This is a genomic window from Halobellus litoreus, from assembly GCF_024464595.1.
In the GTDB taxonomy this organism is placed as follows: domain Archaea; phylum Halobacteriota; class Halobacteria; order Halobacteriales; family Haloferacaceae; genus Haloquadratum; species Haloquadratum litoreum.
The window spans coordinates 1,308,570-1,334,111 of record NZ_JANHAW010000001.1 but is presented as its reverse complement, the minus strand read 5'-3'; the positions used below and the strand labels follow the sequence as shown (position 1 = coordinate 1,334,111).

Below are 25,542 nucleotides of genomic sequence, written 5' to 3'. Positions count from 1 at the left end.
CAGTCAGTCTCGCTTCCCGGCCCCGACGGCGGACTCGCCGACCGGGTCGTGGCCCTCGATGACCTCGGTTCCGCCCATATACGGTCGGAGCGCCTCCGGCACCGTCACCGTGCCGTCGTCGTTCTGGTAGTACTCTAGGATGGCGACCATCACGCGCGGGATGGCGAGGCCGGAGCCGTTCAGGGTGTGGAGGTAGTCCGCGGACTCGTGACGCTCGGGGCGGAAACGGAGACCCGCGCGTCGCGCCTGGAACGCGCCGAAGTTCGAGACCGAGGAGACTTCGAGCCAGCGGCCCCCCTCCTCGGGCCCCTCCTCCATCTCGTCACCGGGCGCCCACACCTCGAGGTCGTACTTCTTGCGCTGGGTGAACCCGAGGTCGCCGGTGCACATCTCCAGGATCCGGTAGGGGAGTTCGAGCCGGCGGAGCACCTCCTCGGCCTCGTCGACGAGGCCCTCGAACCGGGCTTCGCTCTCGTCGGGACGCACGAAGTTCACCATCTCGACCTTGTTGAACTGGTGGACGCGGACGATGCCGCGGGTCTCGGTGCCGTGTTCGCCGGCCTCTCGGCGGAAGTTCGGCGTGTACGCCTGCAGTTTCAGCGGGAGGTCGTCGTCGAGCAGGATCTCGTCGCGGTACATGTTCGTCACCGGCACCTCCGCGGTCGGGCAGAGCCACAGGTCGTCGTCGTCCCAGGGCTCCTCGTTCGCGCCGCCGATGCGGTAGGCGTCCTCGGTGAACTTCGGGAACTGGCCGGTACCGACCATCGATCGGGAGTTGACCGGGATCGGCGGAAAGACGTCCATATAGCCCTGTTCGCGGTGGATGTCCATCATAAACTGGATCAGGGCGTGTTCGAGACGCGCGCCGTCGCCCTTCGTGAAGTAGAAGCCGCCGCCGGTCACCTTCGCGCCGCGCTGGAAGTCGAGGATTTCGAGGTCCTCGCCCAGGTCGTAGTGCGGGACGACCTCCTCGGGAAGCGTCCGGAGGTCGTCGAAGCCCTCGCGGCGTCGCTCGACGTTCTCCGATTCGTCCTCGCCGATCGGCACGTCGTCGTCGGGGATCTGCGGAATCTCCAGGAGCGCCGCCTCCAGTTCGGCCTCGAGTTCGTCGGCCCGGCCCTCGACGTCTTCGAGTTCGGCTTTGAGTTCCTGGGAGCGCTCGATCGCCTCTTCGGCGGCCTCATCGTCGCCCTCTGCCTTCAGATCGCCGATCTCCGAGGAGATCTGGTTGCGCTCGTGCCGCAGGTCGTCGCCGCGCTGTTTGAGCTCTCGCCACTCCTCGTCGACGGCGAGGACGCGGTCGAGATCGACGTCCTCGACGCCCTTCTGTTCCAGCGCCGCGCGAACCGTCTCCGGGTTCTCGCGGAGGAACTGTCTCCCGATCATACCCGCCGATTCTCCGGGACGTGGCAAAACCGTGTCGCATCCGCGTGCATCGAGCGGAACCGACCGGGCGGAGCGGGGTCCGGCGTCCACCTCCCGGCGCGTCGACCTCGAATGTCAGCGTCACACAACGAAAAGACACATATCCGAGGCCGCAGTCCGAGTAGGTATGCCGCAGTGGCTCCGCCGACGCTTCGCCGACGCGTACGAGCGGATGCTCCGCCGACAGTTGGAGGTCGCGCCGACCCACGTCGCGATCATCCAGGACGGGAACCGACGCTACGCCCGCGAACACGGCGACGACGCTCCCGACGGCCACCGCGAGGGGGCGAAGACGACCGAACGCGTCCTCGAGTGGTGCGAGGACCTGGGAATCGAAGAACTCACGCTGTACGCCTTCTCGACCGAGAACTTCGACCGCCCCGACGAGGAACTCGCGCCCCTCTTCGACCTGCTGGAATCGAAGCTCTACGAGTTCGCCGACGCCGACCGCGTCCACGAGAACGGCGTCCGGATCGGCGCGATCGGCGACGTCGAGCGACTGCCCCAGCGGGTCCGCGACGCCGTCGCGTACGCGGAGTCGGAGACGGCCGAGTACGACTCGCTCCGGCTCAACATCGCCCTGGCGTACGGCGGCCGATCCGAACTGCTGGGCGCGGCCCGGGCGGTCGCTCGGGAGGTCGCCGACGGCGAACTGTCGCCCGAGGACGTCGACGCCGACGCCGTCGAGGACCGCCTCGCGGAGCACACGACCCGCGATGTCGACCTGATCATCCGGACCGGCGGCGACGAGCGAACGTCGAACTTCCTGCCGTGGCACGCCAACGGCAACGAGGCCGCCGTCTACTTCTGCGCCCCGTACTGGCCGGAGTTCTCGAAGGTCGATTTCCTCCGCGGCTTGCGCACCTACGAGGCCCGCGAGCAGTCCTGGCGGCAGTCCCGGACGGAACGGGCCGTCGGTATCCTCCGTGCGGTCGCCGAGACCGAACTCGCCGACGCGAAGACCGTCGCCGGGCGGTTGCGGACGCAACTCCCCACCGCGGGGGCTCGCGAAGTGTCCGCGGAACTTGAGCGCCAGCGCGGCGCAGAGGCTGGCGAGCGCATCGATTGACCGGTCGCGCGGTTGCGCGCGAACGCTCTAAAAGCCGCGTGCCTGACGGCGGGGACCGCTTTCCGCAGTCACCGACCGAACCGCCGCTGTCGGTTCTGGTAGTCCAGAACGGCCCGGAGGTAATCCCGCCGCCGGAAGTCCCGCCAGTTCACGTCGGTGAAGTACAGTTCCGAGTAGACCGACTGCCAGATGAGGAAGTCCGACAGCCGCTCGGCTCCGGTCTTGATCAGCAGGTCGGGTTCGTCGTCGAAGACGAGCCGCTCTTCGATCTCGTCGGCGTCGACGTCGTCGGGCGAGAGCGCCCCCGACTCGACGGACTCCGCGATCCGTCGGACCGCCGCGGCGAACTCGCGCTTCCCGCCGAGGCCGATGTTCACCCGGACGGGCGCGTCGGCCCGCTCGGTGTCGCCCGGTTCGCGGACGGCCACGGGGCGGGGCGAGTCCACGTTTCGAAGCTCCCGCGAGAGCGTCGGAACCACGGCCTCGTCGAGCACGCTCACGGAGACGGTGACGCGCTCCGCGCCGTACTCGAAGGCCCACCCGAGGAACTCCGAGAGCGTCTCGTAGGCCCCCTGTTCGAGCAGGTCCCGCTCGGTGATCACGACCGCGACGTGCGCGGGCGGGTCGGCGTCGTGGAGGCGGTGGCGGAGGGCGAGATAGCGGTCGTACAGTCCCACGGACGTCTCTGTGACCCACGATGATATATGCCTCCGGGTTTTGCGAGAGAGCGCGACAAACACGTCAGGGCGGTAATATTCTGTTAAATTATGCCATAGAAAGCGATATTAGGTGCGAGGTTGGACGACTATCCGAGAAATAAGTATACGATGCTGAGTAATTGTGCGTTTACAGTAGCGATATGTGAAAATAATATCCTCAAACGGACGCGTTGTCCGGGAGCACTATGAGCGCGTCTTCTCCCGGACCGATCCGGGCGGTCGTCCAGCGACCGCTGCTGCGCCGCCTGCTTCGTCCGGTGGCGGCCTTCGGAATCGTCGTCGTACTCGGCGTTTCGGGGTTCACGTCGCTGGGCGGCGTCGGCGTCGTGGACGCGCTCTTCTGGCTCCTGGACCCGACGAGCATCGAGTTGCACTTCCGGGCGCACGGGGGGCCGGAGACGCTCACGAAAGGCTACGCGGTCGTCGTGCTGTCGGGGCTCGTCGTCACCGGCCTCTGGATCGGCGAGACGGTGTTTTCGGCGGCGTTCGGCGGACAGATTCAAACGGAGTTGAAACAGATGGGAGTCGAGCGAACGATCGACGAGTTGGAGGGGCACATCATCATCTGCGGCTACGGGACGTTCGGGAAGACGGTCGCCCGGCGGCTTCGAGACGAGGACCGCGACGTCGTGGTGATCGAGCGGGAGGACGCGGAGTTCCAGCGCGCGATCGACGACGACCTCCTCGCGATTCAGGGCGACGCCCGGCGCGAGGAGGTGTTGACCGAGGCCGGCGTCAAGCGGGCCTCGACCGTCGTGGGCGCGATCGACGACTCGAACGCGAACGTCCAGATCGCGATGGGCGCGAGCCAGATCGCGCCGACCGTCCGACTCGTCGTCCGCGTCGGCGACGAGATGTACGAGGCGCTCGCGCGGCGCGCCGGCGCGGACGAGGTAATCATTCCCGAGGTCGCGAGCGCCGAACAGGTGACGTCGACGCTGTGAGGCGTCGGCGACGCCGGCCGCGTTCGCTGGCTGGGCGGTCCGAAACGGCGGACGGGCGACGGCGATACGGAATGTCGGGAGGGTTAAGTGCGCGTCGGAGGTATCCGGAGACGTGCAACCGACGCTCCGGCGGGCGGGCGGATTCGCCCTGGTGGGGACCCTGGCGGTGGCCGCCCCAGTGCTGGGACGGGCCGCGTTCGCGCCCTTCGCCGCGGTCGCGGTCGCCGCCGCGTTCGGGATCACTGACGGCCCGCTGTTCGACCTGTTCGCCCGACCGGCGGACAGGCGCGAGGGCCGACTGAACGGTCTCGCCGGGTTCGCGCTGGCGGCCGCCGGGCTCGCGATCCTCGCGACCGAGATCGGCCTCCCGCTTCCGCTCTTCGTCGCCGCCGTCCTGGTGCTCGCCTACGGGAACCTGGGCAAGCGGCTCGTCGCCGAGACGACCGACAACCCGTTCCTCGGGACGGCCGGGTTCGGCGTCGGCGGGAGCGTGGCGGGCGTCGGCGGACAGGCCGCGGTCGCCTCGCTGTCGGGGACGCCGATGCTCCTCCAGCGCTTCGTGTTTCTGGCAGTCGCGGGAACGCTCGTCGCGGCGCTGTTCAGGGAGATGCTCTTCGAGCGCGACGACCCGCTGGTGATGCTCTCGACCGGGATGTTGCTCTGGCTGTTCGACGCCCTCGCCGTCGCGGTCAGCACGCTCGACGTGGTCGCGGGACTCGCGGTCACGATCGCGCTCGGGATCGCTTCCTACGCGCTCGGCGCGGCCTCTGTCGCGGGAATGCTCTCGGGCGTCCTCCTCGGCCTGCTCGTCATCGTCTTCGGCGGCGTCGGCTGGTTCGCCGTGCTCATCAGCTTCTTCGGCGTCGGCTCGCTCTCGACGAAGTACAAGTACGACGAGAAGACCGAACGCGGGATCGCCGAGGAGAACGAGGGCGCCCGCGGAACGGGGAACGTGCTCGGGAACGCCGCCGTCGCGCTCGTCTGCGTCATCTGCTTCGCCGCCAGCCGGTCGCTTCCTATCGACGGGGTGCTGTTTCAGTACGCCTTCGCCGGGTCGATGGCCGCCGCGCTGAGCGACACGCTCTCCTCAGAAATCGGCGGCCTGTACGACGACCCCCGACTCATCACGACGTTCGAGACCGTGCCGCCGGGAACCGACGGCGGGGTCACCTGGCAGGGCGAGGTGTTCGGGCTGCTCGGTGCGACAGTCGTCGGCGTCGTCGCGCTCGCGCTCCTGCCCGGCGTCACGCCGCTCGGCGCGGCCGTCGTCGCGCTCGGCGGGTTCCTCGGGATGAACGCCGACAGCGTCCTGGGCGCGACCGTCGAAGGGGCGCGGTTCGGCAACGAGGCGGTCAACTTCGCCGCGACGCTCGTCGGGGCGGTCGTCAGCGCCCTCGCCGTGCTCGCACTGTTGTGAGAGGGTGGTTCGAACGTGACCCGTGAGACTCGAACGTGATCCGCGACGCAAAACCCACTGACGCGTCGGCACTGGCCTCCCTGCAGTCGTATCTCGACGCGCCCTCGCCGAGACTGCTCGCGTCGTTCGCGTCGCTCGGAACGTGTCTGGTCAGCGTCGTCGACGGCCCCACCGCGTCTGCGGGATCGCTCGTCGGGTACGTCCTCCTGATCGGCGGCGACGACGTCCACCTCGCGGAGCTCGTCGTTCACCCCGCACACCGTCGGGAGGGTCGCGGACGGGCGCTGCTTCGGGCGGCGATCGACCGACAGGAGCCGGGGACGCGGGTGACGCTCGCCGTCGCCGCCGACAACGACCCCGCGCGTTCGCTGTACGAATCGGTCGGATTCCGCCCGATCGACTACCGGGCAGGGTTCTACGATGCGGAATCGGTCGAGGGGTCGAAAGACGCGGTCGTGTACGCCTACGACGCCGCGTGACCCTCAGCTCGCGACCGATTTCGCCAGTTGGTCGGCGGTCAGCAGCCGGGTCCCGATCGGCTTCTTGACGAACTCGCCGGTCGAGGTCGCGACCGCGTGGTCGACGCCGCGTTGGGCCGCCACGTCGAGGAGCCGCTGGGTGAACTCGCCGTCGACGACCGCGGCGTACGGTGCGGGGTCGGCCTCGGCGATCGCGTCGAAGGCGTCCTCGACCGGGCGCTCGGCGAGCGTGCCGAACTCGTCGTCGAGGAGGCGAATCGCTCCGGTCTCGCCGTCGATGACCTCGCGGACGTGATCTCTGAGCGAGCGCGGGCGCTCGGTCTCGGCGGCGGACTCGTCCGCACCGTCTTCCTCGGCGCCGTCTGTCTCACTCCCGTCCGGGGCCGCTTCCGACCCGTCGTCTGGGGTCGCGTCCGACTCGCCGTCCGCGCCACGTTCGGCGTCGACCGACTCGCCGTCCGCGCCCGGGCGAGCGCCGTCGTCGGCGTCCGTCTCGTCGGCGTCGGGGGTGACGTCCGCCGAGGGGGTTCCTTCGGCCGTCTCCGCGGCAGTTTCCTCGGCCGCCTCCGCGTCTGCGACGCTGCTCGTTCCCACGTCGACGTCCGTTTCGGTGGGGTCCGACGGTGAGGCGTTTGGATCGTCGGATCCCGCGCTGGGCGCGGCGTCGTCTCCCGCCCGCCCGTCGGCTGCGTCGCGCGCGGTGGTTCCGCCCGAACACGCGGGCGGGGTAGTGCTCGAATCCGCGGCCGCCGAGGCATCTCCCGTCGGCGGGAGTCCCGAATCGGTGACGTGATCGCGTTCGGTCTCGCTCTGCGACTCGGATCCGTCGGACTGCGGGGCCGCCGACTCAGTCGTCGGCGACCCCCGCAGAGGGTCTGGGTGGTCACCGTCCGCGACGGACTCCGTCGTCTCCCCGTTCGGCACGGCCTCTTCGCCCTCGAAGGACTCGATCGGTTCCTTATCGCGCAGCGCCGCGAACACCTCGTGGCGCTTGAGGTCCTCGACGGAGCGACCCTTCGGCGCGAACGCGACGTAGTCGACGTCGCCCACCTGGGTGAGTTCCCGGAGGATGAGTTCGCCGCCGCGGTCGCCGTCGAAGAAGGCGGTCGTGGTCCGCTCGGCGGTGAGGTCGGCGACGACGTCGGGAACGTTCGTCCCCTCGACCGCGATAGCGTTCTTGATGCCGTAGCTCAGAAGCGTCAGGACGTCAGCGCGCCCCTCGACGACGACGACGGCGTCGGAGTCGGCGACGTGGGGACCGGCGGGGAGGTCCTCGTACTCGCTGATGTCCTCGATGCGGACGCTCTCTTTGACCTCCTCGAGGATCTCGGTCGAGGAGATCACGCTCTCGTCGAACGACTCCGAGAGGAGTTCCTTCGCGCGCTCGACGACCTCGCGGCGCTTGGCCTCGCGGACGTCCTCGATGTCGGTTACCTCGACGGTGGCCCGGCAGGGCCCGACGCGGGTAATCGTCTCCAGGGAGGCGGCGAGAATCGCGGTCTTGACTCTGTCGAGGCTGCTCGCGATGGTGACGGTCCCGAACGACTGGCCGTTCTGGGAGTCGATTTCGACGTCGATGCGCCCGACTTTCGACGACTGTTGGAGGTCGCGGAGGTCCAGGTCGTCGCCGAGGAGCCCTTCGGTCTGCCCGAAGATGGCCCCGACGACGTCGGACCGTTCGACGATGCCGTCGGCGGTGATCGCTGCGTGGATGAGGTATTTTTCGGTATCTTCCATTGGTGAAGTCCCCCTACGGGGCGGTGTGATGGTGATGTGAGCGTCATGGGAAACCCGATGACGTGCTTATATATGGGCTGCTCCCGGCAAATATCTATCGTACCTGAGAAGAGCGCCGGCGGTTCGGCCGCGTCCCGGACCACCGACGACTGCACGGACCGTCGCACGGTTCACACGACTGTTGGACAAATTACACGATCGTCGGATAAGTCACACGACTGTCGAGTGAGCCACACAACTATTGGATGAGTCACACAACTGTCGGATGCGGCGCTGCGGGCGTCGAATCGGGTACACGGGGACTCCGAACCGGCGCTACGAAGAAAAATTTTCTTCGATAGTAGAAACCGAATCTCGAAGAGTAATACTTACGTACGAAGAGTAATTACTCGACTTCGATGAGACGAAAGAAGACCGATTTCTTGTGGATCGGAGTCTTCGTAGTACTCGTCGCGTTCGCTATTCCGTGGTTCCTCTGGGCGGACGCGACGACGTGGCTCGGGCTTCCGGTGTGGCTCTGGTGGCACATCGGGTGGATGGCGCTGGCGTCGCTCGCGTTCGCGCTGTTCGCTCGCGGAGCCTGGGACCGGGGAATGAACGTCGATCCCGACGAGGTGGGCGTCGATGGCTGAGTCGGAACTGCTGGTCCGGCTCGGCGTCGTCGGCGCGTACCTCGTGGTCGCGCTCGCGGTCGGCGTATTCGCCTATCGGGCGACCGGGCGGGACGCCGAGGATTACTACTTGGCGAGTCGCTCGATCGGCACGGGCGTCCTCCTGTTCACGACGTTCGCGACGCTGCTCTCGGCGTTCACCTTCTTCGGCGGTCCCAACCTCGCGTACGCCTCCGGCCCCGAGTGGATCCTCGTGATGGGGCTGATGGACGGGATCCTCTTCGCGATCCTCTGGTACGTGATCGGCTACCGCCAGTGGCTGATCGGCAAGGTCCAGGGGTACGTCACCCTGGGTGAGATGCTCGGCGACCGGTTCGGCTCGAAGCGCCTCCGGGCGCTCGTCGCCGGCGTCTCCATCTTCTGGCTGTTCCCGTACGTGATGCTCCAGCAGATGGGCGCGGGGGAAGCCATCGTCGGCCTCTCCGACGGGGCGGTCCCCTACTGGGTCGGCGCGGCGGCGATCACGCTGTTCATGATCGTCTACGTCGTCCTCGCGGGACTCCGCGGGGTCGCCTGGACCGACACGATCCAGGGCGTGTTCATGCTCGGGATCGTCTGGATCGCCGTCGGCTGGGTGCTCTCGGCGGCGGGCGGTCTCGACGCGGTCTCGACGTCGCTGGCGGCGTCGAACCCCGAGTTCCTCTCGCTGGGCGGTGGCATCTACTCCCCGCAGTGGATGATCGCCCAGGCCGTGACCATCGCCTTCGGCGTCGCGATGTTCCCGCAGATCAATCAGCGCTTCTTCGTCGCGAAGGACGTCCGCGTGCTGAAGCGCTCCTTCTCGCTGTGGCCGGTGCTGGTCCTCCTGCTGTTCGTGCCCGCGTTCCTGCTGGGCACGTGGGCCGCGGGCCTCGGCGTGGCCGTTCCCGAGGGCGCGAACGTCGTACCCGTAGTGCTGAACGCCTACACGCCCGGGTGGTTCGCCGCGCTCGTCGTCGCCGGCGCGATGGCGGCGATGATGTCGTCCTCGGACTCGATGCTGCTCTCGGGCTCGTCGTACCTGACCCGCGACCTCTACCGGCCGTTCGTCAACCCCGATGCGTCCACCACCCGCGAGGCGTGGATCGCCCGCGGCGGCGTCGCGGCGTTCGCGATCGGCACGTTCGTCGTCAGCCTGTTCCGGCCGGGCACGCTCATCACCGTCGGCGACACCGCTTTCGGCGGCTACGCGCAACTCGCGCTGCCGGTGATCGTCGCCCTCTACTGGTCGCGGACGACCCGACAGGGGATGATCGCCGGCATCGCGGGGTCGCAACTGTTCTACGTCGCCCACGTGTTCGTCCCGGCCGTGACTGTCGGCGGCGTCACGGTCCTCGGGTCGACGTACTTCACCTGGGACTTCGCGCTCTACGGGATGGCGCTCTCGCTCTTCCTCACCGTCGGCGTGTCGCTTCTCACGTCGGCCGACACCGACGAGCGGAGCGAGACGTTCGCCGTCGGCACGCGCGCGGACTGACACCGCGAACGACCTGTCCCCGTTCTCGGCGTCTCGGAGCCGGCGAAGCGCTCTTGATCGCCTGGCCCGATTCACCGGTATGAACGAACCGGGAATCCAGTCGCTCCTGGACCAGGAGACGCTGGCCGCCCGCGTCGACGACGGCGACGTTCCCCGGTGGGTCCGCCGCCACTTCGAGACGTTCACGGACGCGCTGCTCGGCGAACGCAACGGGACGGAGTTCCCGTGTCACTTCGGGGCGCAGTCGGTCCGCGACGGCGAGCCGCTCTACACGGCCGTCCCCTCGACAACCGACCCCGACGCGCTCCTGGCGTTTCGGGACACGCTGCTCGAATACCTCGACACCTACCCCGACGCGCCGGGGCGGGCCTCGCTGGTGACGTTCTTCAAGCCGCCCGCGCGGGAGTTCACCGAAGCCGACTACCACGAGACGCTGTGGCACCTGCTGCAGTTCCTCCACGTCCACGACCCCGAACCGTGGCCGGCGGACATCCCGACAGACCCCGACGACCCCCGCTGGGAGTTCTCCTTCGGCGGCGAGCCGATGTTTCCGACCTGTCGCGCCCCCTTCTACGACGACCGGAAGAGCCGCTACTGCCCGGTCGGCCTGGAGATCACGTTCCAACCGCGCGCGCTCTTCGCGGGGATCACTCACGACACCGAGGCCGGCGAGCGCGCCCGCGAACAGATCCAGGGTCGCCTCGAGGAGTACGACGGCGTCTGCCCCCACGCGGACCTCGGCGACTGGGGCGTCGAGGGCGACCGCGAGTGGCCGCAGTACCTGTTCAGGGAAGACCCCGAGCTCTCGCCCGACGAGTGTCCGATCGAGGTGACGCGCGAGCACCCGAAAGCCGCGCCGCCGAAGGAGGCGCCACAGCCCCCGGCGGGGGACGACTGAGCCGATGACCGGGACGGACGCCGCCGCGCTCCGGGAGCGCCTCGGCGACTCCCCCGCGCTCGTGCTCGTCGACCTCCAGACGGGGTTCGACGACCCCGCGTGGGGCGAGCGGAACAACCCCGACGCCGAGGCGAACGCCGCCCGCCTCCTGGAGGCGTGGCGCGCGGCCGACCTGCCCCGGTTTCACGTCCGCCACGACTCGGCGGAACCGGACTCGCCCCTGCGGGGTGACGCCCCCGGCTTCGCGTGGAAACCGGAGACCGCGCCCCGCGACGACGAACCGGTGATAACGAAGCGGGTGAACGCGGCGTTCGTCGGCACCGACTTGGAGGACCGGCTCCGCGAACGCGGGTGTGAGACGGTCGTCGTCGTCGGCCTCACGACGGACCACTGCGTGTCGACGACGACCCGCCTGGCCGAGAACCTCGGCTTCGAGCCGATCGTCGTCGCCGACGCGACCGCGACGTTCGAACGCGACGCGCCCGACGGGACGCACTACGCCGCTTCTGAAGTCCACCGAACCGCGCTGACGCACCTGTACGGGGAGTTCGCCGACGTGGCGGTCACCGAGGAGGTCCTCGCGGCAGTCGAGGGGTGGACGGAGGCGTAGCGGCGGGGCGACGGCTCCGGTCTCGCCCCGGTACCGCCGGTACCTCTATCCGAATCGATCGACAAGGCCGCCCTATGCGCCGCGCCCTCCTCACGCTGCTCGGAAGCGGACTGCTCCTCGTCGCCGCCGCCTTGGTCGGACTGGCCGGCGTCCCCGACGACGCCCCGACCGGACTCCTCGTCGCCTGTCTCGGCGTCGCCGGCGGGACGTTCGTCGTCGCCGGCCGGCGCGAACGCGTCGCGGTCGGATCGCGGTCGGTCGAGTGGCACGTCTTCGCGGGCGTCGGTGACCTCGCGCTCGCCCTCGCGATGCTGTCGACGACCGTCCCGGAACTGCTCGGCGGGAGCGCCGCCGCTACGAGCGCCGTCGTCGGGTCCGCTGCCGGCGCGCTGGGCGCGCTCGCGCTGGCGTTCATCGGCGTCGACTACCTCCGCGGCGGGGTCCACCTCGACGTCGACGTGGTGCGGTGAGCGGGACGACGACAGACTGTCAGCGGCCGGCGGACGGGAGCGGCCGCGTCATCCCGTCGTCCAAACCTGTTCGTGGACCGATCCGATGACCGCCCACAGCGAGAGCCACAGAAAGAGGAACACGAACACGAGCATCGTCGTCGAGAGCAACTCGAACGTGCGCGTCAGATCCGTCAGCGCCGGCAGCCAGATGACAAAGACGACTGCCGCGGCGGCCCCGCCCGCCAGGCACTCCAGGCACGTCCAGAGCGTGCTACTGTCGGGGGGTAGTCGGTAGTACCGTTCCGCCCCTGCCTTTCCTGGTGTGGTCACACATACCACCTAGATGAAAGTACACTGTAGATAATTATAAATATATCGTGCGCTCCTCGCGAGCGACGCCGCGGGCGCGACTCGCGACTGCGAGTGCGGCCTGTCGATCCCGCTGACCCGCGGGTAGTCGCCTCGCGCTTTTTATGGTCGCCCCCGGCGAACGATGGCGTATGCAGACTCACATCGTGCCGGTCGGCTTCGACTACGACCGGCTGATCGCCCCGCTCATCCGGGACCAACAGGACGTCGACCGGGTGATTCTCCTGGAGGGGGCCGTCGGCAGCGAGTCGAACGTCGAGTACTCCCGGAACCTCTCGGGGAAGTTGGAGAAGGACTTCCAGAACCTGCTCGGCGCCGACACCGAGCGCGTCGTCGTCGCCGACGTGTACGACTACGACGCCGCGTTCGAGCAGGCCTACGACCTCATCAACGCCGAACTCGACGCCGCAGCGGATTCGGAGGTGTGGGTGAACGTCTCGGCGATGCCGCGGCCGGTCTCGTTCGCCTTCGCCACCGCTGCCCACTCGATTATGGTCGAACGCCAGGAGGACCGCGACCGGATCCACACCTACTACACCGCCCCCGAAAAGTACCTGGAGACCGACCTCGCGGAGGAAGTCCGTGCGGCGAAGGAACTGCTCGGGGAACTGCTCGCGGGGTCCGACGTCGAGAACGAACGGATCCGCGAGCGCTACGAGTCCGCGGCGGACATCCTAGAGGAGTTCGACGAGCGCGGGACGACCATCGGCGCCAAGCGCATCGGCGACACCCACATCGTCGAACTCCCGATCGCGTCCTTTCAGAACGTCAAGCCCTTCGAGGAGGTCATCCTCTTCGAACTCGGCGAGTACGGCGAGTTCGATTCGGTCTCCGAGCTCGCGGAGACGCTCGCCCGCGATATGAACGAGGAGTACACCGACTCGTTCAGGTCCAAGGTCATCTACAACGTCGACCGGCTCGGCCCGGGCGGGAAGGGATACATCGAACAGGAGGAACACGGGAAGTCCTACCGGACCCGACTCTCGCGGATCGGCCAGCTCTGGGTGCGCGCCCACGCCGAGGACGAACCGCTCGCCGGATCGACGTAACGTCGGTCGAAGCGGTGTACCGCCTGACGGATCGACGCCGCGGCGGTACGGACGTCGACCTCTCGACGGCATTGACCGACCCAGCGGGTTTTCCAGAGGCTCGTTGACGGTGTGTCTCGACTACTCGTCGACGTCGAGGTCGAACTGCGCGTTCTCGACGACGGCGTTGAGGACGACGCTCGTGTTCGACTCGCGGATGTCCGTGTCGGTGAGCAGTTCCTTGATCTGATCGTTCATCCCGTCTGTGTCCTCGAACTTCCCGACCGCGATGACGTCGTAATCGCCGGTCACCTCGTAGACGGTGACCATCTGTTTGTGTCCCTTGAGCCGTTCGGTGATGTCCGGAAGGGCACTCCCCTCGACCTTCAGTTGGATGATCGCCGTGACGTCGTAGCCGAGCGCGTCGTAGTTCACGCGCGGGGAATAGCCCTCGATGACCCCCTCGTCTTCGAGGTCGCGGAGGTGATTCGAGACAGTGGTGACGGAGACGTCGAGGTCTTCTGCGAGACTTCGGAGACTGGCCCGTCCGTCGCCGAGTAGTGCGTTGATCAGTTTTGCGTCGAGGTTTTCGTACGTCATTACACTCACGATGCGACTGTGGGCATTAGAATTTTACGAATATCCAATTAGACTAGCAACCACGGGCATTTGCACTAAGCGATAAGGTCTTTATACTGGGAGTGTTCGGATTCGATTGTCCAGGATATGACGGACGAAAACACACCTGCCGCCGCACCCGACGGCGGTCTCTCCGCCGAAGCACAGCGCGTCATCGACGAGATAGAAGAGAAAGACGTGGACTTTCTCCGCCTGCAGTTCACCGACATTCTCGGGACCGTGAAGAACGTCGCCGTCCCGGCGACACAGGCCGAGAAGGCCTTCACGGACGGCATCTACTTCGACGGGTCCAGCATCGAGGGCTTCGTCCGCATTCAGGAGTCGGACATGCGCCTCAAGCCCGATCCCGAGACGTTCGCCATCCTCCCGTGGCGCGACGGCCGCTCGGCCCGGCTCATCTGCGACGTCATCAACACCTCCACCGGCGAACCCTTCGAGGGCGACCCGCGCCGCGTCCTGAAGAACGCCCTCGACCGCGCCGAGGAGATGGGCTACACCGTCAACGTCGCGCCCGAACCCGAGTTCTTCCTCTTCGAGGAGGACGAGGAGGGTCGCGCGACGACGAAGACGAACGACGCCGGGGGCTACTTCGACCTCGCGCCGAAGGACCTCGCCAGCGACGTGCGCCGCGACATCATCTACGGCCTCGAACAGATGGGCTTCGAGATCGAGGCCAGCCACCACGAGGTCGCCGAGGGCCAACACGAGATCAACTTCGAGTACGACGACGCGCTCTCGACGGCCGACAACGTCGGGACGTTCCGAACGGTCGTCCGCGCCATCGCGGCCCAACACGACCTCCACGCGACGTTTATGCCCAAGCCGATCCCGAAGATCAACGGCTCGGGGATGCACACCCACGTCTCGCTGTTCGACGAGGACGGGAACAACGCCTTCCACGACGAGGACGACGAGTTCAACCTCTCGGAGACGGCGCACTCTTTCCTCGCGGGCGTCCTCGAACACGCCCCGGCCATCACGGCCGTCGCCGACCCGACGGTGAACTCCTACAAGCGGCTCGTGCCCGGCTACGAGGCCCCGGTCTACATCGCGTGGTCCGACCGCAACCGCTCGGCGCTCATCCGGAAGCCGGCCGCGCGCGTCCCCGCGGCCTCCCGCATCGAGCTCCGGTCGCCGGATCCGTCGTGTAACCCCTACCTCGCGTTCGCGGCGATCATCCACGCCGGCCTCAACGGCGTCGAGGACGGCCTCGAAGCGCCCGACCCGGTCAGAGAGAACATCTACGAGTTCGACGAGGCAAAGCGCGAGGAGTACGGCATCGACACGCTTCCCGCGAACCTCGGCGAGGCCGTCGACGCGCTCGAAGAGGACGAGGTCATCGCGGAAGCGCTCGGCGAGCACGTCTACGAGAAGTTCATCGAGGCGAAGACCCAGGAGTACGACGAGTTCCGCATCGACGTCTCCCAGTGGGAACTCGACCGCTACCTCGAGACGTACTGAGCCCGAACGAACCTGAGCTCGAACGGCCCGACTGCGTTTTTTTTGACTGTTCTTTTAGGAACCGACGGCACCGTCACCCTCGTCGCCGACGACCACCGGCAGCGCGAGCAGGCAGACCGCCCCCACGGCACCGACCGCGACGATCAGGAGGCCGCTCTCGGCCAGTTCCGCCGCCCCGCTCATCACCCCGAGAACGATCGCCAGTCCGCCCCCGCCGACCGCGAGGGTGTTCCCCGAGAGTTCGACCGTCGTCGACGCCGCACGTTCGCCGAAGCGGTGCCAGGCGACGATCCCTCCCGCCGCGGTCCCGATCCCGAGGAACAGTTCGCTCTCGCCCGGCGCGAGGGCGAGCGCCCCGAGGCCGAGGCCGAGCGCGACGCCGAAGAGCACCGCGACGTGTCGATGCGTCGGGGACGCGATCGGTCCAGTCGGGTCTTCGGCCGAGAACCCCGGCCCGAGCGCGAACGCCGCCGCGAGGACGGCGACCCCGGCCGCGACTCCGGCGGCGACGTCCGCGAGGTAGTGCACGCCGATGAGCACCCGGGAGAGCGCGACGACCGCGACGACGCCGCCGGCGAGCGCGAGTCGGCGTCGCCACCGCCCGCGGTGGGCCAGGACGGCGACGCCGCCCCAGAACGTCGTCGATCCGAGCGCGTGCCCGCTCGGGAAACCGAGCCCCTCTCGATACGAGATGGGCGGGCGCGGCAGCCCGAAGAAGTGCTTCAGCCCGACCGTGAGACCGATCGCGCACAGCCCGAGACCGAGCGCGAAGGCCGCGTTCCGGCGGGAGATCCCGACGCGGTCGCCGAGAAGGTACGCGAGTGCGACGCACGTCAGGAGGAGATACGGGTTGCCGAGGTGGGTGAGCCCCCAGAAGACGGACGTGACGGCCTCGGGGAGCGACTCGGCGAACGCGACTTCGCCGACGCCCCGGGAGGCCAGGGGGGTGACCGAAGGAGTCATCGCTCGTCCACTCGCCGCGCGAGCGACAAATAGCCCGGGGAAACCGTCCGCCGTCGTCGCGGGCGCGTCGACTCCGCCGCCGCTGACGGGGACTCCCCTCAGGAGCGCCGGTCGCGCACCCAGTCGACGAGCCGGCCGGGCACGCCGAGGGCGTTCAGGCCGACGCCGAAGATCACGAACAGCGCGTAGAGCCCCAGCGTCGACAGGTAGATCACGAGCATCGCGACGACCGCGAGCAGGTCGTCGTCGAGCAGATAGAACGCGGCGATGGTCGCCGCCGTGCCGTACAGGAGCACGAGGTACGGTCCCCAGCCGCGGGCCTTCCCCCGTCGGAGTCGCCCGCGGACGTAGCGGCGCATCTCTGATTCGACGTCCGGCCGGTCGACCGTGCGGGACTGGACGTCCTCCTCGAAGGCGTCGAGGTCGGCGCGGAGCTCCTCGACGCGGCGGTCGAGTTGGTCGATGTCGGGCGCGCCGCGGGGATCGACGTCGGTGTCGGCGCTCGAAGCGTCGGTGGTCGAGGGACCGGCCGTCGAAGAGCCGGCGCTCGAACCGTTGGCGTCGGTGTCGGCTGTGGATTCGTCACCCGCGGGGCCGGTGTCCCCGGACACGGCGTCGTCGTCGGTCGTCTCGTCGTCCGCGCTCATCGTCCGCTCGGGACGTCGGTCCCGCGGGTGTTGTACCTGCCGGTCTCCGTCCTCGCCCCGGCCCGCGAGGACGGCGTTGAGCACGGCACCGGTGAGCACCAGGATCCCCGAGAAGTAGAACCAGGTGACGAGCAGCAGGACCGCGCCGAGCGCCCCGGCGACGCCCGTCGAGAACTGCGCGTACAGTCCGAACCCGGCGCTGAGAACGGCCCAGCCGACGGCGGCGAAGGCCGCGCCGGGGAGGGCCTCGCGAACCCCGACCGGAACGTCCGGGATGACGGCATAGAGGGGGAGGAAGGCGGCGACGAGGAACGCGAGGAGGACGAGCGGACTCACGATCCCGACGAACGGCACGTCGACGAGCGCCATCACCGCCGTCGCGATCACGACGCCCACCGTCGCGCCGCCGAGCGTCGCGAGCGTGAGCAGTCCGTCGGACAGTTGGTCGACGATGGGGCTCGTCGGATACTCGTAGATCCTGGCGAAGGCGACGTCGATGCCGCGGAAGAGCTTCAGCGCCCCCCAGGTCGTGACGAGGAGGCTGAGAATCGAGACGGCTCCGCGCCCCGTGGGGTCCGTGATCGCGCCCACGACGAGTTCCGAACCCGTGGGGAGGAGATACCGCCCGGCGATCGACTGGACTTGCGTCGCGAGATCCGCCCCGCCGACGACGGTCGCGACGACGACGGCGAGCGTGAGAAGCGGCACGAGCGAGACGAGCACGTAGTAGGAGATTCCCGCCGCGAGGAAGGTCACCTCCCGGTCGCGGACGGTCGCGACGATCGAACGCGGTACGGCGAGTCGGTCGGGGGTCGAGACGCTCACACGGTCCGGTTCGGCGGATTGACACAAGAATCACCCGGCGGTGGTCGGTACGGCGCTTTCGTCACGGCACCCACGTCGACTCGATGCTCGCGACGCAGTCAGCGCAGTACGCACTCACTCGGCGGTGGCGTCGCGGATCTCCGGGACGGTCGCGTCGGTCTTGAACGCCGTCCCCGAGTAGTGCGCCCGCGTGGCCGCGAAGCCGGCGTCCCGAAGCGACGCCAGGAAGTCGTCCATCGCGGGCGCGGAACGGCTCCACTGCTTGCAGAGGCGGTGTTGATCGTAGTGCGTCGGCGTGTCGAGCTCCGTCGCGACCGTCTCCAGCAGCCGCTCGGCCCGGGCGGCCTCGCCCATCTCGTCGGTGACGTGCTCGCGGACGGTATGGACGAAGTCGGCGTCGCGAATCGGGCCGAGGTAGAGCGGCCCCGCCGAGAGGAGGCGGTCGCCGCCGCAGGCGTCGCACCGGTCGGGCGGGTGCGCGATCAGACCGACCTCGTGCGTCCGGCGGAGGCAGTCCTCGCAGTGGTGGACGTAGCCCAATCGGTCGATCAGTTCGTCCGCCTGCGTCGCTCGCGCGTCGATCTGGAGGTACGTGCGGACGTAGTGGCGGCTGACGTGCGAGAGGATCGGAACGGCGGCCTTGTCGTACCGCGCCGCCGTGCGGATCAGCGCCGAGAGCAGGACGCGGAGGCCCATCTCGGGGTGGTAGTCGGTGTTCTGCGGGAGCGTCGAGTACTTTCGAATCCCGGAGCGCTGGTGTGCGCCGCAGAGGGGGGCGGTGTCGGTGGCGGTGACGCAGACCATACTCCGCGCGTTCGACAGCGCCGCGTCCGCGAAGGGGATCGGCGTCCCGAACGGATCGAGGTCCACGACGTCGAACAGCGATTCGTACAGCAACGCGTTGACGTCGCGCTCGATGGCCTCGCCGTCGAGGTCGTTCCGCGCCAGGTTCTCGCGGGCCAGTTCGACGGCGTCGGGGTCGACGTCGGCGCAGGTGACGTCGTACCCCTCGGCGGCGGCCCGGACGCCGCGGATCCCGCTCGCCGCCATCGCGTCGAGGTACGAACTCGCGCGGGGCTCTCGCTCGCGGTACGCCCGGAGCGTCGCCACCGTCACATCGCGGTTGAGTTCCTGCGTCGGGTTGTAGAACACGCCGTCGCCCGCGCCCTCGGATGCGCCGTCGCGGGCGTCGGGAACAGACACCTCGACGCCGCCCTCACGAACGTCCATACCTCCGGTCGGACGCTCCGCGGCGAAAAGCGATGCGGTCGGCGTGAGTCGGGACCGAGGATCTGAGGCTGGGGCACTGAACCGGGACCGCGCCGGAGTCGCCGCCGGCCGCGGGGCACCGGTGACGTTTTGTCCGGGCCGGGGGAAGAGCGGGCCGTGAGCGACGGCGACGACTCGGACGAACGGGAAGACGGCGACGCCCGCGGATCGGAGACGGGCGGCGCTGCCGACGCCCCTGGCCCGCTCGAAGAGTTCGTCGTTCCGACAGAGACCGGAACCGAGGCCGAGACCGCCTGGCGGCGCGCGCTGGCCGAGCGCGGCGAACTCATCCCGGACGCGGTCGACGCGCTGATCTCGCGTCACGGCGACCGCGGGGCGCGCGCCATCGAGGCCGTCTCTGAGGGGCGCGTCAAGCGCTACCGCGACTTCACCGTCGTCGTCGGCCACGAGGACGAGTACGTCGTCGAGGACGGCGGGTGCACCTGCAAGGACAGCGCCTACAACCTCGACCCCGAGGACCCGACGGAGCGCTGCTGGCACGTCCTCGCGGTCGCCGTCGCCGAGCGCATCGGCGAGGTCGACCACCACGAGATGTGGTACTCGGAAGTGCGGGACTTCCTGTGACGGGCCGGCCGACTCCGACTCCGGAAGTCGCGACTGCCGCGGGATCGCCCGGTTCCGACGCCGGGTCCGGCACCCGCCCGCTCCGCACCGTTTTTACCCCGTCTCGACCAACCTCCGACAATGCCCACGATCGACGAGAAGCGGGTGTACACCGACAACGCCGGCACCGAAACGGTGCTGCTCGCGACCGGACTCGGCGTCGTCTCCGTCTCGGTCTCCGACGACCTGATCGGCGAGTTCGGGGTCGTCCGCCGGTGTGAGGCCCGCGACGTCGCGACCGCCGGTTCGCTCGTGGCCGTCGCGACCGAGGAAGACGTGTTGCTCGCGGACCGTTCCGACGCGGACGTCGCGTCCGACGCCGCCACCTCGACCGCCACCCAGCGGCTCGACTTCGCGGAGACGGGGTTCGGGCCGGCGACGGCCGTCGGATTCGACGAGAAGACGCTGCTAGCGGGCGACGAGAGCGGACGCGTCGCGCGCAGCGCGGCCGAGGAACGTCTCAGCGGCCCTGAAGGCGGCGAACGAAACGAGAGCGACGGAACGGCGTGGACCGAGGTCGGGACGACCGGCGCGGTGCGCGCCGTCGAGGGCGGCCTCGTCGCCGCCGCCGACGGCGTCTATCGGGTCGGCTCCGCGGGTGTCACCCACGCAGGCCTCGACGACGCGCGCGACGTCGACGCGGAACCGCTCGTAGCCACCGGATCGGGACTGTACAAACTCGGCAACGGCTGGATGGACGTCCTCGACGGCCCGGTCGACGCCGTCGACGCCGCCGGCGAGCGGGGGCTGGCGGCGGTCGACGGCGCGCTGTACGCGCGAGGGCTCGATACCGAGCGAGCCGCGGACGTGGGGGACGCCGCTGATCGGAGCGGGGTCCCGAACGAGAGGGACGACGACGGCCGGAGCGGGGCCGCGAACGGTGAAGACGGCGACGACTGGGACGGGATCGCGACGGACGGCTGGACCGAAGCGGTGCTGCCGGTCGACGGTGACGTCGTTGCCGTCACCCACGGCGTCGACGCGTCGTACGCGGTCACCGCCGACGGGACGCTCGCGGTACGGCTGCCCGACGGAGCGTGGCGCTATCGCGGACTCGGCGTGCGGGACGTCGCGGCCGCCGCGGTCTGACAGCACCGCGGCAGCCCGACGGCGGCGCGGTTCCGGGGCGCAGACGAAAAGGGGTTTTACCGCGGGTCGAGAGGGTATCGGTATGATCGTTCCCGGCGCATCCTCGCAGGCGCTCGCGGCCGCACTCGCCACGCAGTTGGACGAACCGATCTCGGCCGTCGAGTACGATCGCTTCCCCGACGGCGAGACGTTCGCGGCCGTCCCCGACTTCGACGCCGACCGCGCGGTTGTCGTCGCGACGACGGACTCGAACGACGCGTGGGTCGAACTGCTGCAGCTGCAGGACGCCGTCCGGGAGGCCGGGGCCTCGGAGGTCGTCACCGTGATTCCGTATATGAGCTACGCGCGACAGGACCGGTCGTTCGAGCCCGGCGAACCGGTCTCCGCTCGGGCGATGGCTCGTGCGGTCTCGACCGGTGCCGACCGGATCGTGCTAGTGAACCCCCACGAGGAGTCGATCGCGGACTTCTTCGACGCCCACGTCACCGTCTGCGACGCCGCGGGGCTGCTTGCCGAGCCGCTCCCGGACGATCTCACGGAGCCGCTGTTTCTCTCGCCGGACGCCGGCGCGGTCGAACTCGCGGCGGCGACGCGCGACGCCTACGGAACCGGCGAGATCGACTACTTCGAGAAGACTCGTCTCTCCGGGACCGAGGTCGAGATCTCGCCGAGCGACGCCGACGCCACGGGCCGCGACGTCGTGATCGTCGACGACATCGTCGCGACCGGGTCGACGATGAGCGAGGCCGTCGCCCACCTCGACGACGACGGGGCCGAGCGCGTCTTCGCGGCGTGCGTTCACCCGATCCTGGCCCGAAGCGCTCGGACGAAACTCGAACGCGCCGGGATCGAGCGGATCGTCGGAACAGACTCCGTCGAGCGCGACGTGAGCGCCGTCTCGGTCGCCCCGATCGTCGCCGCCGCCGTCGACGCGGTGGATGTGGCCTGAGAACGCGATCAGCACAGACGATGGACCCCCAATTCCCCGACGAGAAACACGTCCTCGAAGCCGACTGTACGCGCTGTCCCGCGCTCGTCGCGTGTCGTGAGCATATCTCGTGGGGCACCGGCGACCGCGACGCCGACGTGATGGTCGTGGGCGAAGCGCCCGGCGCGGGGAACCCCGACGCCGAGCGGTGGCGCGGCGGCAACTGGACCGGGAAGGCGTACACCGCGCGGCACTCGGGGCGTCGCGTCCGCCGGCTCCTCGCAGATATCGGCCACCCCCGCGCCTACGTCACGAACGCCGTGAAGTGCTTCCCCTGCGACGGTGAGGGGTCGAACCGCGAGCCGACCGAGACCGAGCGCGCGAACTGCCGGACGCACCTCCGGACAGAGATCGAGACCGTCGACCCGTCGGTGATCGTCGCGACCGGCAGGCACGCCACGACGACGACGCTCGCGCTCGAGGACCGAACGATCGACGGCTTCGTCGATCTGATCCTGGAGCCGATCGAACTGCCCTTTTCGACGCTGCTCCCCATTCTGCACCCCTCCTATCAGGATATCTGGCGGGCGCGGCTCGGCTACAGCGCCGAGGAGTACCGCGAGGCGGTCCACGACGCGATCCGAACGGCGCTCGGCGACGACCGATCCTGACTCCGGAGTCGAACAGCGGCTTTTGGCGCGCAAGTACAGGCCAAAGTCCCTATGGGCGGGACTGGAAGGGGGCTTCCGAGGTCGTCTCTGCTCCGCGACGCTCGACGAAGTACAAATCCGATCAAACATATTGACCCGAACTTACTTCGGCGATTCGTCCGACGTACCGCGTATGAGTGAGGAACCGACCATCTTCGAGCAGATCATCGCCGGCGACATCCCGGCGCGCATCGTCTACGAGAACGACACCGTCGCGGCGTTCCTGGACGCGAACCCGCTCGCGCCGGGACACACGCTCGTGGTGCCGAAGGAGCCCTACGAGCGACTCGACGACCTGCCCGAAGGCCTCGCGGCCGACCTCTGGGCGGCCGTTCAGGAGTTGACGCCGCGGATCGAGTCAGCGGTCGACGCCGACGCGTCGAACGTCGGCGTAAACAACGGAAGCGCCGCCGGTCAGGAGGTCCCGCACGTGCACGTGCATATCGTCCCCCGGTTCGAGGGCGACGGCGGCAAGCCGATCCACGCGGTCGCGGGCGGCCGACCGGACCTCTCCGACGACGAACTCGACGACATCGCCGCCGCCATCGAGACGAGCGCGTGAGCGTCGATCCGCCCAGACTCCCCTCGTCGACGGACGGTCGACCGGATTGTTTAAACCACAGTACGCGGCCAGACTGGGTATGAGCGAGACACGGGCGAACGTCACGGCGTTCGTCGGCGCGACGGGCGGCGCGGGGACGACACGGACGGCCGTCGAGGTCGGCGCGGCGCTGGCGGCGGACGGCCGCGAGACGGCGATCCTCGACGCCGCGTTCGCGACGCAGGGCCTCGCAGACCACGTCGAGGGGCGGATCGATCCGGACCTGACGGCGCTCGTCGTCGACGACGACCGAGACCTCTCGACCGGACTGTCGGAACTGGGTTTCAGCGACGCGGTCGCCGGTCGCGTCGCCGTCTGCCCTGCGAACGCGCCCTTCGAGCGACTGGCACGGGCCAAGCGCGTCGAGGCCGCGCGACGGTTCGAGTCGCTCATCGCGACCGCGGCGGCGCGGTTCGATCACGTCCTCCTGGACGTGCCGCCGATCGCGGCGAACCAGGCCGTCGCCGCGGTGAACGCCGCAGACAGGGTCGCGATCGTCGCGCCGGCGAGCGAACGGGGCACCGAGGCCGTCCAGCGGTGCCACGAGCGACTGGTGGACGTCGGCACCGAGGCGTCGCTCGTCGTCTCGGTCCGCGGTGACCTGGAGACGGCCGACGTGTCGGTCCCGGAGACCGACGTGACGGCGGCCGACTCGGTCCCTGCGTGCTTCGACGGCGACGACGCGTTCGCCGGCGCAGTCGGTCGCCTCGCGGCCGCGGTCACGGGAGGCGAGATCGCCGATCCGGAGGCCGAACGCGACGGACTGCTCGAGTCGGTCGGCGGACTCGTCGGTCGGTAGGAACGGCGCTCGCGACGGTTTCCCCCGGCGGTCCTACCCCTGATCGGGAACGGACCGCGGGGTGTGGGTGCCGCCGGTCCTCTCTTATCGGAGGTCGGAACTGCCGGTCATCGTCTCGGCGAGCGCGTCACGCTTCGAGACCAGCGCGTCGCCCGCGATCGGTGCCGAGGCGTCGCGGCGAATGGCCTCGGCGAGTTCGGCGATCGGTTCGTGCGTCTCGACGTAGGCGGCGAGTGCGAACTCCGCGTCGTCGGTATCCGTGAGTTCGAGCGCGTCCGCGCGGGAGAGCCGCCCGTCGATCCAGTCGCGGAGCACGCGGCGGGCCGTCGGCGACAGCGGCGTCACGCCTTCGAACCCACACCGGTGCAATAGCTTCGCGGCCGTGACCGGCGCGAGCGCCGCGGCCTCGCCCGCGTCGCCGACGCTTGCGCCCTCGTCGTATCGGTCGAGGACGGTCCCCGCCGCCGCGGCCGAACACGGGAGGTCGGCCTCGAACTCCCGGAGTCGCGCGTCGAGGTCGACGTCCGTGTCGTCGACCGTCGCGACGCCGCGCTGTACCTGCTCCGTCTTCAGCTCCAACCCCGCTGCGATTTCCGACAAACCCATCGTGGGTGTCTGTCCACCCCTCCGGATAAGTAGGTTCGCTTTGAGTATCAAATCTGATTCTACTACGTACCGGTTACCGGTCGGTTAAAGTCCGTCACCAAGGGTCCAAAACCCCGATTTCTCACGTCTTTAAATATGGCTTCACGACCGAGTTTCAATTGTGATGAGTGAAGCACCCGCCGCCGACGCTGCCACGACGACGAACACCTGCCCCGAATGCGGCGGTCGCCCGGAGACCGCTCGCGGAGAGACGCTGTGTGGGGACTGCGGACTCGTGCTCTCGGAGTACCGGATCGATCACGGTCCCGACTGGCGCTCCTTCGCCGACGATGACCGGGACCCGAAACGGACCGGCGCGCCCCTGACGCGCTCGCGACACGACCGGGGGTTGTCGACGAAGATCGGTCGTTCGACGCGAGCGAAGGGACGTAAGCGCCGGCAGTTCGCCCGGATGCGTCGGCAGCACAACCGCGCGCGCATCTCCTCGAAGCGCGAGCGCAATCAGGTGTACGCGTTCACAGAGATCCGCCGGCTCACGAGCGTGCTGTCGCTTCCGGATCGGATCAGAGACCACGCCTGCTCGCTGTTTCGGTCCGCCCAGTCGGCGGACCTGCTCCCCGGACGCTCGCTGGAGGGCTTCGCTTCGGCCTGCGTCTACGCCGCCTGCCGCGTCGCACGGGTGTCGCGAACGGTGGGGGAGGTCGCCGACGTGGCGAAGGCCACTGAGGACGAACAGACCACCGCCTACGACGCGATCAACCGGGAACTCGGCCTCCCCGTCGGACCGATCGATCCCGCCGAGTACGTCCCGCGATTCGCCTCGCAGTTAGACCTCTCCGGCGCGGTGGAACGGCGCGCCCGCGACTACGTCGCGGAGGCGGTCGAAGACGGCATCGCCGTCGGCCGGAATCCCAGCGGCGTCGCCGCGGCGTGTCTGTACACCGCCGGCCGCGACGTGGGTTCCGGAGTGACGCAGCAGGAGGCCGCCGACGTCGCCGGCGTGACGCCGGTGACGCTCCGGTCGACCTATCAAGAGCTCAGTGGGGAGTGAGACACCCCCGGCTCGCGAATCAGACTCCACAACTCGCGAATCGGACCTCCCGGCTC

General features: G+C 68.9%; 27 protein-coding genes. 18 read left to right on the top strand and 9 right to left on the bottom strand.

Going from position 1 to position 25,542, the window contains the following annotated elements; all coding sequences use genetic code 11:
* Window positions 1–3: 3 nt before the first annotated feature.
* Window positions 4–1,386 (bottom strand): serine--tRNA ligase, encoded by a 1,383-nt coding sequence (gene serS / locus NO360_RS06825; RefSeq protein WP_256306850.1) that lies wholly within the window; start codon window positions 1,384–1,386, stop codon window positions 4–6.
* 166 nt (window positions 1,387–1,552) lie between these two features.
* On the opposite strand from serS, the gene uppS reads away from it, so the two are divergent.
* Window positions 1,553–2,494 (top strand): polyprenyl diphosphate synthase, encoded by a 942-nt coding sequence (gene uppS / locus NO360_RS06820; RefSeq protein WP_256306849.1) that lies wholly within the window; start codon window positions 1,553–1,555, stop codon window positions 2,492–2,494.
* A 68-nt stretch (window positions 2,495–2,562) separates the two neighbouring features.
* Here the strand turns inward: uppS and NO360_RS06815 are convergent, their stop codons facing one another.
* Window positions 2,563–3,171, bottom strand: coding sequence for an undecaprenyl diphosphate synthase family protein (locus tag NO360_RS06815; protein ID WP_256306848.1), 609 nt, complete (start codon window positions 3,169–3,171; stop codon window positions 2,563–2,565).
* A gap of 227 nt (window positions 3,172–3,398) precedes the next feature.
* Here NO360_RS06815 and NO360_RS06810 point away from each other — a divergent pair, with 227 nt between their 5' ends.
* The 3 genes from NO360_RS06810 (at window position 3,399) to NO360_RS06800 (ending at window position 6,053) form a co-directional block, all read left to right on the top strand.
* Entirely contained in the window at window positions 3,399–4,157 is a 759-nt protein-coding gene (locus NO360_RS06810; RefSeq protein ID WP_256306846.1) for a potassium channel family protein, read from the top strand.
* 112 nt (window positions 4,158–4,269) lie between these two features.
* Window positions 4,270–5,574, top strand: coding sequence for a DUF92 domain-containing protein (locus NO360_RS06805; RefSeq protein WP_256306845.1), 1,305 nt, complete (start codon window positions 4,270–4,272; stop codon window positions 5,572–5,574).
* 35 nt (window positions 5,575–5,609) lie between these two features.
* Complete coding sequence (locus tag NO360_RS06800) at window positions 5,610–6,053, top strand: GNAT family N-acetyltransferase (protein ID WP_256306843.1); 444 nt, start codon at window positions 5,610–5,612, stop codon at window positions 6,051–6,053.
* 3 nt (window positions 6,054–6,056) lie between these two features.
* On the opposite strand, the gene dnaG is transcribed toward NO360_RS06800, so the two are convergent.
* Complete coding sequence (gene dnaG, locus NO360_RS06795; protein WP_256306841.1) at window positions 6,057–7,790, bottom strand: DNA primase DnaG; 1,734 nt, start codon at window positions 7,788–7,790, stop codon at window positions 6,057–6,059.
* Between the two features lie 398 nt (window positions 7,791–8,188).
* Between dnaG and NO360_RS06790 the strand changes: the two genes are divergently transcribed.
* The 5 genes from NO360_RS06790 (at window position 8,189) to NO360_RS06770 (ending at window position 11,895) form a co-directional block, all read left to right on the top strand.
* Entirely contained in the window at window positions 8,189–8,422 is a 234-nt protein-coding gene (locus NO360_RS06790) for a DUF3311 domain-containing protein (RefSeq protein ID WP_256306840.1), read from the top strand.
* On the top strand, window positions 8,415–9,917 hold the full coding sequence (locus NO360_RS06785) for a sodium:solute symporter family protein (RefSeq protein WP_256306839.1): 1,503 nt from the start codon (window positions 8,415–8,417) through the stop codon (window positions 9,915–9,917). The genes NO360_RS06790 and NO360_RS06785 overlap by 8 nt, the downstream gene beginning before the upstream one ends.
* Before the next feature lie 79 nt (window positions 9,918–9,996).
* Window positions 9,997–10,815, top strand: a complete 819-nt coding sequence (locus NO360_RS06780; protein ID WP_256306838.1) for a YqcI/YcgG family protein — start codon at window positions 9,997–9,999, stop codon at window positions 10,813–10,815.
* A gap of 4 nt (window positions 10,816–10,819) precedes the next feature.
* Window positions 10,820–11,425: a cysteine hydrolase family protein gene (locus NO360_RS06775; protein ID WP_256306837.1), complete on the top strand. Its 606-nt coding sequence runs from the start codon at window positions 10,820–10,822 to the stop codon at window positions 11,423–11,425.
* Between the two features lie 74 nt (window positions 11,426–11,499).
* The gene (locus tag NO360_RS06770; RefSeq protein ID WP_256306836.1) at window positions 11,500–11,895 is read left to right on the top strand and encodes a DUF7994 family protein; all 396 of its coding nucleotides are present in this window, start codon (window positions 11,500–11,502) and stop codon (window positions 11,893–11,895) included.
* Between the two features lie 48 nt (window positions 11,896–11,943).
* Here the strand turns inward: NO360_RS06770 and NO360_RS06765 are convergent, their stop codons facing one another.
* The gene (locus NO360_RS06765) at window positions 11,944–12,207 is read right to left on the bottom strand and encodes a hypothetical protein (protein WP_256306835.1); all 264 of its coding nucleotides are present in this window, start codon (window positions 12,205–12,207) and stop codon (window positions 11,944–11,946) included.
* A gap of 170 nt (window positions 12,208–12,377) precedes the next feature.
* Here NO360_RS06765 and NO360_RS06760 point away from each other — a divergent pair, with 170 nt between their 5' ends.
* A complete protein-coding gene (locus NO360_RS06760) occupies window positions 12,378–13,295 on the top strand; it encodes an HFX_2341 family transcriptional regulator (RefSeq protein ID WP_256306833.1) in 918 nt (305 codons plus the stop codon).
* A gap of 120 nt (window positions 13,296–13,415) precedes the next feature.
* Here the strand turns inward: NO360_RS06760 and lrp are convergent, their stop codons facing one another.
* Complete coding sequence (lrp, locus tag NO360_RS06755) at window positions 13,416–13,874, bottom strand: HTH-type transcriptional regulator Lrp (protein ID WP_103990891.1); 459 nt, start codon at window positions 13,872–13,874, stop codon at window positions 13,416–13,418.
* A gap of 126 nt (window positions 13,875–14,000) precedes the next feature.
* On the opposite strand from lrp, the gene glnA reads away from it, so the two are divergent.
* Window positions 14,001–15,374, top strand: a complete 1,374-nt coding sequence (glnA, locus tag NO360_RS06750; protein WP_256306832.1) for a type I glutamate--ammonia ligase — start codon at window positions 14,001–14,003, stop codon at window positions 15,372–15,374.
* A gap of 54 nt (window positions 15,375–15,428) precedes the next feature.
* On the opposite strand, the gene NO360_RS06745 is transcribed toward glnA, so the two are convergent.
* The 3 genes from NO360_RS06745 to NO360_RS06735 form a co-directional block, all read right to left on the bottom strand.
* Entirely contained in the window at window positions 15,429–16,337 is a 909-nt protein-coding gene (locus NO360_RS06745; RefSeq protein ID WP_256306830.1) for a phosphatase PAP2 family protein, read from the bottom strand.
* Between the two features lie 98 nt (window positions 16,338–16,435).
* The gene (locus NO360_RS06740; protein ID WP_256306829.1) at window positions 16,436–17,809 is read right to left on the bottom strand and encodes a YihY/virulence factor BrkB family protein; all 1,374 of its coding nucleotides are present in this window, start codon (window positions 17,807–17,809) and stop codon (window positions 16,436–16,438) included.
* 114 nt (window positions 17,810–17,923) lie between these two features.
* On the bottom strand, window positions 17,924–19,039 hold the full coding sequence (locus NO360_RS06735) for a tRNA (guanine(26)-N(2))-dimethyltransferase (RefSeq protein ID WP_256306827.1): 1,116 nt from the start codon (window positions 19,037–19,039) through the stop codon (window positions 17,924–17,926).
* A 306-nt stretch (window positions 19,040–19,345) separates the two neighbouring features.
* Here NO360_RS06735 and NO360_RS06730 point away from each other — a divergent pair, with 306 nt between their 5' ends.
* The 6 genes from NO360_RS06730 (at window position 19,346) to NO360_RS06705 (ending at window position 23,829) form a co-directional block, all read left to right on the top strand.
* Entirely contained in the window at window positions 19,346–19,663 is a 318-nt protein-coding gene (locus tag NO360_RS06730; RefSeq protein WP_256307124.1) for a hypothetical protein, read from the top strand.
* Window positions 19,664–19,783: 120 nt separating this feature from the next.
* Window positions 19,784–20,791 (top strand): HVO_0234 family beta-propeller protein, encoded by a 1,008-nt coding sequence (locus NO360_RS06725; RefSeq protein WP_256306825.1) that lies wholly within the window; start codon window positions 19,784–19,786, stop codon window positions 20,789–20,791.
* A gap of 82 nt (window positions 20,792–20,873) precedes the next feature.
* Window positions 20,874–21,740 (top strand): ribose-phosphate diphosphokinase, encoded by an 867-nt coding sequence (locus NO360_RS06720; RefSeq protein WP_256306824.1) that lies wholly within the window; start codon window positions 20,874–20,876, stop codon window positions 21,738–21,740.
* A gap of 20 nt (window positions 21,741–21,760) precedes the next feature.
* Window positions 21,761–22,390, top strand: a complete 630-nt coding sequence (locus tag NO360_RS06715) for a uracil-DNA glycosylase (RefSeq protein WP_256306823.1) — start codon at window positions 21,761–21,763, stop codon at window positions 22,388–22,390.
* 172 nt (window positions 22,391–22,562) lie between these two features.
* Window positions 22,563–22,991, top strand: coding sequence for an HIT family protein (locus tag NO360_RS06710; protein WP_256306822.1), 429 nt, complete (start codon window positions 22,563–22,565; stop codon window positions 22,989–22,991).
* Between the two features lie 79 nt (window positions 22,992–23,070).
* A complete protein-coding gene (locus NO360_RS06705) occupies window positions 23,071–23,829 on the top strand; it encodes an AAA family ATPase (protein WP_256306821.1) in 759 nt (252 codons plus the stop codon).
* An 84-nt stretch (window positions 23,830–23,913) separates the two neighbouring features.
* Here NO360_RS06705 and NO360_RS06700 read toward each other — a convergent pair whose 3' ends face one another.
* Window positions 23,914–24,435 (bottom strand): DUF7858 family protein, encoded by a 522-nt coding sequence (locus NO360_RS06700; RefSeq protein WP_256306820.1) that lies wholly within the window; start codon window positions 24,433–24,435, stop codon window positions 23,914–23,916.
* Window positions 24,436–24,598: 163 nt separating this feature from the next.
* Between NO360_RS06700 and NO360_RS06695 the strand changes: the two genes are divergently transcribed.
* Window positions 24,599–25,486, top strand: coding sequence for a transcription initiation factor IIB (locus tag NO360_RS06695; RefSeq protein ID WP_256306818.1), 888 nt, complete (start codon window positions 24,599–24,601; stop codon window positions 25,484–25,486).
* The last annotated feature ends 56 nt before the right edge of the window (window positions 25,487–25,542 follow it).

Excerpts from the sequence above, each read along its gene's own strand:
- serS (WP_256306850.1), bottom strand. The coding sequence starts at position 1,386 with ATGATCGGGAGACAGTTCCTCCGCGAGAACCCGGAGACGGTTCGCGCG.
- uppS (WP_256306849.1), top strand. The coding sequence starts at position 1,553 with ATGCCGCAGTGGCTCCGCCGACGCTTCGCCGACGCGTACGAGCGGATG.
- NO360_RS06810 (WP_256306846.1), top strand. The coding sequence starts at position 3,399 with ATGAGCGCGTCTTCTCCCGGACCGATCCGGGCGGTCGTCCAGCGACCG.
- dnaG (WP_256306841.1), bottom strand. The coding sequence starts at position 7,790 with ATGGAAGATACCGAAAAATACCTCATCCACGCAGCGATCACCGCCGAC.
- NO360_RS06790 (WP_256306840.1), top strand. The coding sequence starts at position 8,189 with ATGAGACGAAAGAAGACCGATTTCTTGTGGATCGGAGTCTTCGTAGTA.
- NO360_RS06785 (WP_256306839.1), top strand. The coding sequence starts at position 8,415 with ATGGCTGAGTCGGAACTGCTGGTCCGGCTCGGCGTCGTCGGCGCGTAC.
- NO360_RS06780 (WP_256306838.1), top strand. The coding sequence starts at position 9,997 with ATGAACGAACCGGGAATCCAGTCGCTCCTGGACCAGGAGACGCTGGCC.
- NO360_RS06775 (WP_256306837.1), top strand. The coding sequence starts at position 10,820 with ATGACCGGGACGGACGCCGCCGCGCTCCGGGAGCGCCTCGGCGACTCC.
- NO360_RS06770 (WP_256306836.1), top strand. The coding sequence starts at position 11,500 with ATGCGCCGCGCCCTCCTCACGCTGCTCGGAAGCGGACTGCTCCTCGTC.
- NO360_RS06760 (WP_256306833.1), top strand. The coding sequence starts at position 12,378 with ATGCAGACTCACATCGTGCCGGTCGGCTTCGACTACGACCGGCTGATC.
- lrp (WP_103990891.1), bottom strand. The coding sequence starts at position 13,874 with ATGACGTACGAAAACCTCGACGCAAAACTGATCAACGCACTACTCGGC.
- glnA (WP_256306832.1), top strand. The coding sequence starts at position 14,001 with ATGACGGACGAAAACACACCTGCCGCCGCACCCGACGGCGGTCTCTCC.
- NO360_RS06745 (WP_256306830.1), bottom strand. The coding sequence starts at position 16,337 with ATGACTCCTTCGGTCACCCCCCTGGCCTCCCGGGGCGTCGGCGAAGTC.
- NO360_RS06735 (WP_256306827.1), bottom strand. The coding sequence starts at position 19,039 with ATGGACGTTCGTGAGGGCGGCGTCGAGGTGTCTGTTCCCGACGCCCGC.
- NO360_RS06725 (WP_256306825.1), top strand. The coding sequence starts at position 19,784 with ATGCCCACGATCGACGAGAAGCGGGTGTACACCGACAACGCCGGCACC.
- NO360_RS06720 (WP_256306824.1), top strand. The coding sequence starts at position 20,874 with ATGATCGTTCCCGGCGCATCCTCGCAGGCGCTCGCGGCCGCACTCGCC.
- NO360_RS06715 (WP_256306823.1), top strand. The coding sequence starts at position 21,761 with ATGGACCCCCAATTCCCCGACGAGAAACACGTCCTCGAAGCCGACTGT.
- NO360_RS06710 (WP_256306822.1), top strand. The coding sequence starts at position 22,563 with ATGAGTGAGGAACCGACCATCTTCGAGCAGATCATCGCCGGCGACATC.
- NO360_RS06705 (WP_256306821.1), top strand. The coding sequence starts at position 23,071 with ATGAGCGAGACACGGGCGAACGTCACGGCGTTCGTCGGCGCGACGGGC.
- NO360_RS06700 (WP_256306820.1), bottom strand. The coding sequence starts at position 24,435 with ATGGGTTTGTCGGAAATCGCAGCGGGGTTGGAGCTGAAGACGGAGCAG.
- NO360_RS06695 (WP_256306818.1), top strand. The coding sequence starts at position 24,599 with ATGAGTGAAGCACCCGCCGCCGACGCTGCCACGACGACGAACACCTGC.